This is a genomic window from Actinomadura geliboluensis, from assembly GCF_005889745.1.
GTDB classification, from domain to species: domain Bacteria; phylum Actinomycetota; class Actinomycetes; order Streptosporangiales; family Streptosporangiaceae; genus Spirillospora; species Spirillospora geliboluensis.
On sequence record NZ_VCKZ01000492.1, the window covers coordinates 1 to 6299 of the forward strand.

The window sequence follows — 6299 nt, forward strand, 5'->3', positions numbered from 1 at the left end:
CGCCCGTGCCGATCAGGTGCGGGACGCCGCGACGCCCGTCCTGGAGTCGCTGAACGTGCCGCGGGCGTGGACGATGGCGAAGGGGCGCGGCGTGACCGTCGCCGTCCTCGACTCGGGGGTGGACGCCGACCAGGCCGACCTGGCGGGGTCGGTCACCGTGGGCCCCGACCTCACCCGCGGCGCCGGGCCGGCGGGGGCGCGGCCGAAGCGGCTGCACGGCACCAACATGGCGTCCATCATCGCCGGGCACGGGCACGGCCCCGGCGGCGCGCTGGGGATGATCGGCGTCGCGCCCGAGGCGCGGCTGCTGTCGGTGCGGGTCATCCTGGAGCGGGACGAGCCGGGGTTCGCCGAGTTCACCGGCGCCGAGCGCTTCGCCGGGACGATCGCGGACGGCATCCGGTACGCGGTCGACCACGGCGCCGACGTGATCAACCTGTCGCTGGGCCGCTCGTACCCGACGGCGCGCGAACGCGACGCCGTCGCGTACGCGATCCGCCGCAACGTCGTGGTGGTCGCCGCGGCCGGGAACAACAACGCCGAGGGCAGCCCCGGCGGCGTGAAGGGGAAGGGGCGCGCCTCCTCCAAGTACTTCTACCCGGCGTCGTTCCCCGGTGTGATCTCCGTCGCGGCCGTGGACGCGCGGGGCCGGCACGCCGGGTTCTCCAACCGCAACTCCGGCGTGGTCGTGTCCGCGCCCGGCGTGCAGGTCATCGGCGCGGGCCCGGACGGGCGGTACTGGATCGGGGACGGCACGAGCCCCGCGACCGCGTTCGTGTCCGGCATCGCCGCGCTCATCAGGTCGCGGCACCCCGGCCTCGCGCCGGCGCTGGTCACGCAGGCGATCGCGGCGAGCACCCGGAACCGGCCGGCGCGCGGCTACGACCGGGGCGTCGGCTTCGGGACGGTGGACGCCGCCGCCGCGCTCGCCGCCTCCGACGGGCTCGCGGGCGCCCGGATGAGCGGCGCCGGGCTGCCGGCGGACCGGCGGTTCGCGGACGGGCCCGTCCGGCCGGTCCGGGCGGTGCACCGTTCGGGCAGGCTCGTCCTCGCCTACGTGCTGGTCTGCGCGGTGGCCCTGTTCGGTCTGGCGGGCGCGGCGGTGTTCGCGCGCGGGGCGCCGCGCGATCCGGGAGAATCGCCGGATGCCGTTCGAACCTGACGAGTACGCCGAGGCGGTGCTGGACGCGGTCGAGAGCATCCCGCCGGGCCGCGTCCTGTCCTACGGCGACATCGCCGAGCTGGTCGGGCGCGGCGGGCCGCGGCAGGTCGGCCGGGTCATGTCGCTGTACGGGGGCGGCGTCCCGTGGTGGCGGGTGATCCGCGCCGACGGCAGCCCGCCGCGGAGCCACGAGCGCCGCGCCCACGAGCACTACCGCGCGGAGGGGACGCCGCTCCGCCCGGACGGCGTGCGGGTCGACATGAGGCGGGCGCGGTGGTCGGGTCCGTCCTGAGCCGGCCGGGTGTGGTTTTTCTCCCTGGCGACATGCGTGCGTTGTGGTCAGAACCGTCCCGGTGATCTGTTCCAATGAACTGTTGTGCCCTCTGGTTCCTACCGTCTCGTGCGCCGCGCCGGTCCCGCGCGGACCGTCCCGCCTGTGCTCGACGAGCAGCAGCGGCGGGTCGTCGAGCACGCCGGCGGGCCGCTGCTGGTGCTGGCGGGGCCGGGCACCGGCAAGACGACGACGATCGTCGAGGCGGTCGTCGACCGCATCGTGAGCCGGGGCGTCGATCCGGAGCGCGTGCTCGTCCTGACGTTCAGCCGCAAGGCGGCGGGGGAGCTGCGGGAGCGCATCACCGGGCGCCTGCACCGGACGACCCGCACGCCGCTCGCGCTCACCTTCCACAGCTACGCCTACGCGCTGCTCAGGCGCGACGCCGTGCTGAACGAGGAGCCCGCCCCGCGGCTGCTGTCCGGGCCGGAGCAGCTCTTGGAGGTGCGCCGGTTGCTGGAGGGGGAGCTGGCGGACGGCGCGCGCGACTGGCCGGAGCGCCTGAGGGCCGCCTTGGCGACGCGTGGGTTCGCCGAAGAGCTGCGTGACTTCACCTTGCGGGCCGTTGAGCGCCAGTACGCCGCCGAAGACCTGGTCGCCCTGGGGCGTATGCGCGGGCGCGACGACTGGCCCGCCATCGGCGGGTTCATGGAGCGGTACGTCGACCGGTTCCTCCTCGACCCCGTCCCCACCTACGACTACGGCGAGCTCATCCACATGGCCGCGGGCATGCTCGCCGACGAGGAGGTGCGGATCCGGGAGCGGGACGCCTACGACGTGGTGTTCGTGGACGAGTACCAGGACACCGACCCCGCGCAGGAGGCGCTCCTGCACTACCTCGCCGGGGAGGGGCGCGACCTCGTCGTGGTGGGCGACCCCGACCAGTCGATCTACGGGTTCCGGGGCGCCGACGTGCGGGGCATCCAGGAGTTCCCCACCCGCTTCCCGACCCTGGACGGCGAGCCCGCGCCCGTGGTGGCGCTGCGGACGTGCCGCCGCATGGGCCCGGAGATCCTCGCCGCGTCGCGCCGCATCGCGCGCCGCCTGCCCGCCGGGTCGGCCGGCGCCGCCGAGCACCGCGCGCTGCGGCCGGTGGAGGAGCTGGACGACGGCGAGGTGCGCGCCGTCATCGCCGACTCCGAGAGCCAGGAGTCGGCGCTGGTGGCCGACGAGCTGCGCCGCGCCCACCTGCTCGACGGCGTGCCGTGGTCGCGGATGGCCGTCCTGGTGCGCAGCGCGGTGCGGCAGGTTCCGGTGCTCCGGCGGGCGCTCGCCCAGGCCGGTGTGCCGGTGGTCGTCGCGGGCGACGAGGTGCCGCTGATCGCCGAGCCCGCCGTCCGTCCGTTCCTGGTGCTGCTGCGGGCGGCGCTGAAGAAGGGCTTCCTGGACGAGGAGGTCGCCGAAGACCTGCTGACGGGGCCGCTGGGGGGCGCCGACGCGCTCGCCATGCGGCGGCTCAAGCGCGCGCTGCGCGACCTGGAGGAGCTGTCGGGCGGTGACCGCCCGCTGGGGGAGCTTCTCGTCGCGGCCGTCAACGACCCCCGCGAGCTGATCCTCGTCCACGAGAGGGTGCGGGCGCCCGCCGAGCGGATCGCGCACCTGATCGAGGTGGCGCGGCGCTCCGTCCACGACGGCGGCACCGCCGAGGACGTGCTGTGGGCCGTCTGGCAGGAGAGCGGGCAGGCCGACGTCCTGCTGGAGCAGAGCGTCAAGGGCGGGACGCGCGGCGCCGCCGCCGACCGCGACCTGGACGCGGTCGTGGCCCTGTTCGACCACGCGGCGCGGTTCGTCGACCGGCTTCCCCAGGCGGGGCCCGAGCTGTTCGTCGACAACATCGCGTCCCAGGAGATCGCCGGCGACACCCTGGCCGAGCAGGCGCCCCAGGGCGAGGCCGTCCGCATCCTCACCGCGCACCGCTCCAAGGGGCTGGAGTGGGACGTGGTGGTCGTGGCCGGCGTCCAGGAGGGCGTCTGGCCCGATGTCCGCCTGCGCGGGTCGCTGCTGGGCGTCGAGGAGCTCATCGAGCACGCCGCAGGGGCGGAACTCGAAGGCGACGCCGCGGCGGGTGCCTCCATGGCGGCCAAGATGCTCGACGAGGAACGTCGGCTCTTCTACGTCGCGGTCACGCGCGCGCGCAAGCGTCTGGTGGTGACGGCCGTCGGCGGCGACGACACCGAAGAACGTCCGTCGCGGTTCCTCAACGAACTGCTCCCGGGCGCCATCGAGCAATCGCAACTGGACGAGAAGACACGGTGGCTGTCACTGTCCGCGCTGGTCGCCGACCTGCGCTCGGTCGTCGCCGACCCGTCCCGTCCCGAACCGCTGCGGCGCGCCGCAGCCGGGCACCTGGCCCGCCTCGCGCGCGCGGGCGTGCGCGGCGCCAAACCGGAGAACTGGTACGCCATCACCGCGCTGTCCGACCCCGGGCCGGCGTTCAGCGAGGACGAGCAGATCACCATCTCCCCGTCCCAGGTGGAGGCGTTCACCACCTGCGGGCTGCGCTGGCTGCTCGCCTCCGCCGTCGGCGCGCAGGAGGGCGGGCCCAACGAGTACAGCACGATGGGCAAGGTCGTCCACGCCGTCGCCGAGATGGCGGGCGCCGACGACGGCGTTGACGAGGTCCACGTCGCCGAGCGGCTCGACGAGATCTGGAACGACCTGGAGTTCCGCAGCTCCTGGTACTCGGAGAAGCAGCGCGAGCAGGCCGCGACCATGGTCGACAAGTTCCTCGCCTGGCACCGCGACAACCCCAACGAGGTCGTCGCGCTGGAGGAGTCGTTCAAGGTCGACCTCGGCCGCGTCGTCATCAAGGGCCGCATCGACCGCGCCGAACGCGACGAGCAGGGCCGCGCCGTCATCATCGACATCAAGACCTCCTCCACCGCCGTCCCCAAGGACGACCTGGCGCGGCACCCGCAGCTCGGCGTCTACCAGTACGCGGTGATGCTCGGCGCGTTCGAGCGGCACGGGCTGATCGAGCCGGGCGGCGCCAAGCTCGTCCAGGTCGGCAAGGCCGCGTTCACCGCGAAGGCGCGCGAGCAGGAGCAGCCGCCGCCCGCCGAGGACGCCGACCCCGAGTGGCCGAAGAAGCTCATCGAGGTCGTCGCGACCGGGATGGCGAGCGAGGTGTTCCAGGCGCGGGCGAACGACAAGTGTCGCACCTGTCCCGTACGCTCCTGCTGCCCCGTCCATGACGAGGGCGGGCAGGTCGCGGACTGAACGGTCCACAGTGAGCTCGGGGGGAGCGAGGTGATCACGCCGGGAGAACTGGCCCGGCTGCTGGAGATCCCGGAGCCGACGGAGGAGCAGGCCCGGGTGATCGAGGCGCCGCTGGCGCCGATGGCGGTGATCGCGGGCGCCGGGTCCGGGAAGAGCGAGACGATGGCCGCGCGGGTGGTGTGGCTGGTCGCGAACGGCTTCGTCCGGCCGGAGCGCGTCCTCGGGCTGACCTTCACCCGCAAGGCCGCCGCCGAGCTCGGCGTGCGCGTGCGCAAGCGGCTCGACAAGCTCCGCGAGGTGCTGCCCGCCGACGAGCTCGAACGGCTCGGCGGCGAGGCCCTGTTCGACGGCGAGCCGATGGTGTCGACGTACCACTCGTACGCCGCGCGGCTATTCGGCGACCACGCCCTGCGCGAGGCCCTCGAACCCACCATGCGGCTGATCTCGCCGGCCGTCGCCTGGCAGATCTGCTCGCGGGTGGTCGACGCCTACAACGGCCCCATGGACCGAATCGACTGGCAGCCCGACACCGTCACCAAGGCCGTCATGGAGCTCGCCGGCGACCTGGCGGAGCACCTGCGCACCGCCGAGGACGTCCGCAAGGTCGGCGCCTGGCTCGACGAGCGGCTCGCCGTGGTGAAGAAGCCGCTGAAGGCGCAGCGCGACATCCTCGCCAAGCACGCCGTCCGCGAGCAGCTCATGCCGCTGATCGACGCCTACGCGCGGGCCAAGGCCGACCGGGAGGTCATCGACCACGGCGACCAGATGGCGCTCGCCGCCCGGATCGCTTACAAGCATCCCGAGGTCGGGATGATCGAGCGGTCCCGGTTCTCCGTCGTCCTGCTGGACGAGTACCAGGACACCAGCCAGGCGCAGCTCGTCCTGCTGCGGTCGCTGTTCGCGGGCGGCCACCCGGTGACGGCGGTCGGCGACCCGTGCCAGTCGATCTACGGGTGGCGGGGCGCGAGCGCCGGGAACCTGCTGCGGTTCGCCTACGACTTCCCCGCCCAGCCCGGTGCGGACGGTCGGCGGCCCGTGCCCGCGCCGGTCGTCCAGCTCAGCCGGTCGTTCCGCAACGGCGAGCAGATCCTGGAGGCGGCGGCCAAGGTGCAGGAGGAGCTGCGCGCCGAGACGAAGTCCGTGCCTCGCCTCGTCCCGGGCGCGGGCCGCGAGGGGCGCGGCCGCGTCGAGTGCGCGCTGTTCCCCACGGTCGAGGACGAGGCCGACCGCATCGCCGCGCGCATCGCGGGCCTGATGGCCGCCGACCCCGAGACCGCGCCCGACGGCGGCCCGCAGGCCGAGCCGCTGCGCTACTCCGACGTCGCCGTGCTGGCGCGCAAGCGGTCGCAGTTCCCGCTGATCCGGCGGGCGCTGGAGGCGCGCGGCATCCCCGTCGAGGTCGTCGGGCTCGGCGGGCTGCTCACCGTCCCCGAGGTGCAGGACGTCGTCGCGACGCTGCGGGTCATGCACGACCCGACCGCGGGCGCGTCCCTCGCCCGGCTGCTCACCGGGCCGCGCTGGCGGCTCGGCCCCCGCGACCTCGTCGCGCTGGGCCGCCGCGCTCGCGCCCTCGCCCAGGAGGCGGCC

Annotated in this window: 4 protein-coding genes; all 4 read left to right on the top strand. The window is 74.5% G+C overall.

The annotated features are described in order from the left end of the window. Positions 1–1162, top strand: a 1162-nt coding sequence (locus ETD96_RS39385) for a S8 family serine peptidase (protein ID WP_240808551.1), incomplete at its 5' end; no start/stop codon positions are given. After that, positions 1146–1454, top strand: coding sequence for an MGMT family protein (locus ETD96_RS39390; protein WP_138641583.1), 309 nt, complete (start codon positions 1146–1148; stop codon positions 1452–1454). The genes ETD96_RS39385 and ETD96_RS39390, both read left to right, overlap by 17 nt. 144 nt (positions 1455–1598) lie before the next feature. Then, positions 1599–4712, top strand: a complete 3114-nt coding sequence (locus ETD96_RS39395; RefSeq protein ID WP_240808552.1) for an ATP-dependent helicase — start codon at positions 1599–1601, stop codon at positions 4710–4712. Between the two features lie 30 nt (positions 4713–4742). After that, the coding region (locus ETD96_RS39400; RefSeq protein WP_138641584.1) for an ATP-dependent helicase at positions 4743–6299 on the top strand (1557 nt) is incomplete at its 3' end.

Coding starts and splice junctions, on each gene's coding strand:
- ETD96_RS39390 (WP_138641583.1), top strand. CDS start 1,146: ATGCCGTTCGAACCTGACGAGTACGCCGAGGCGGTGCTGGACGCGGTC.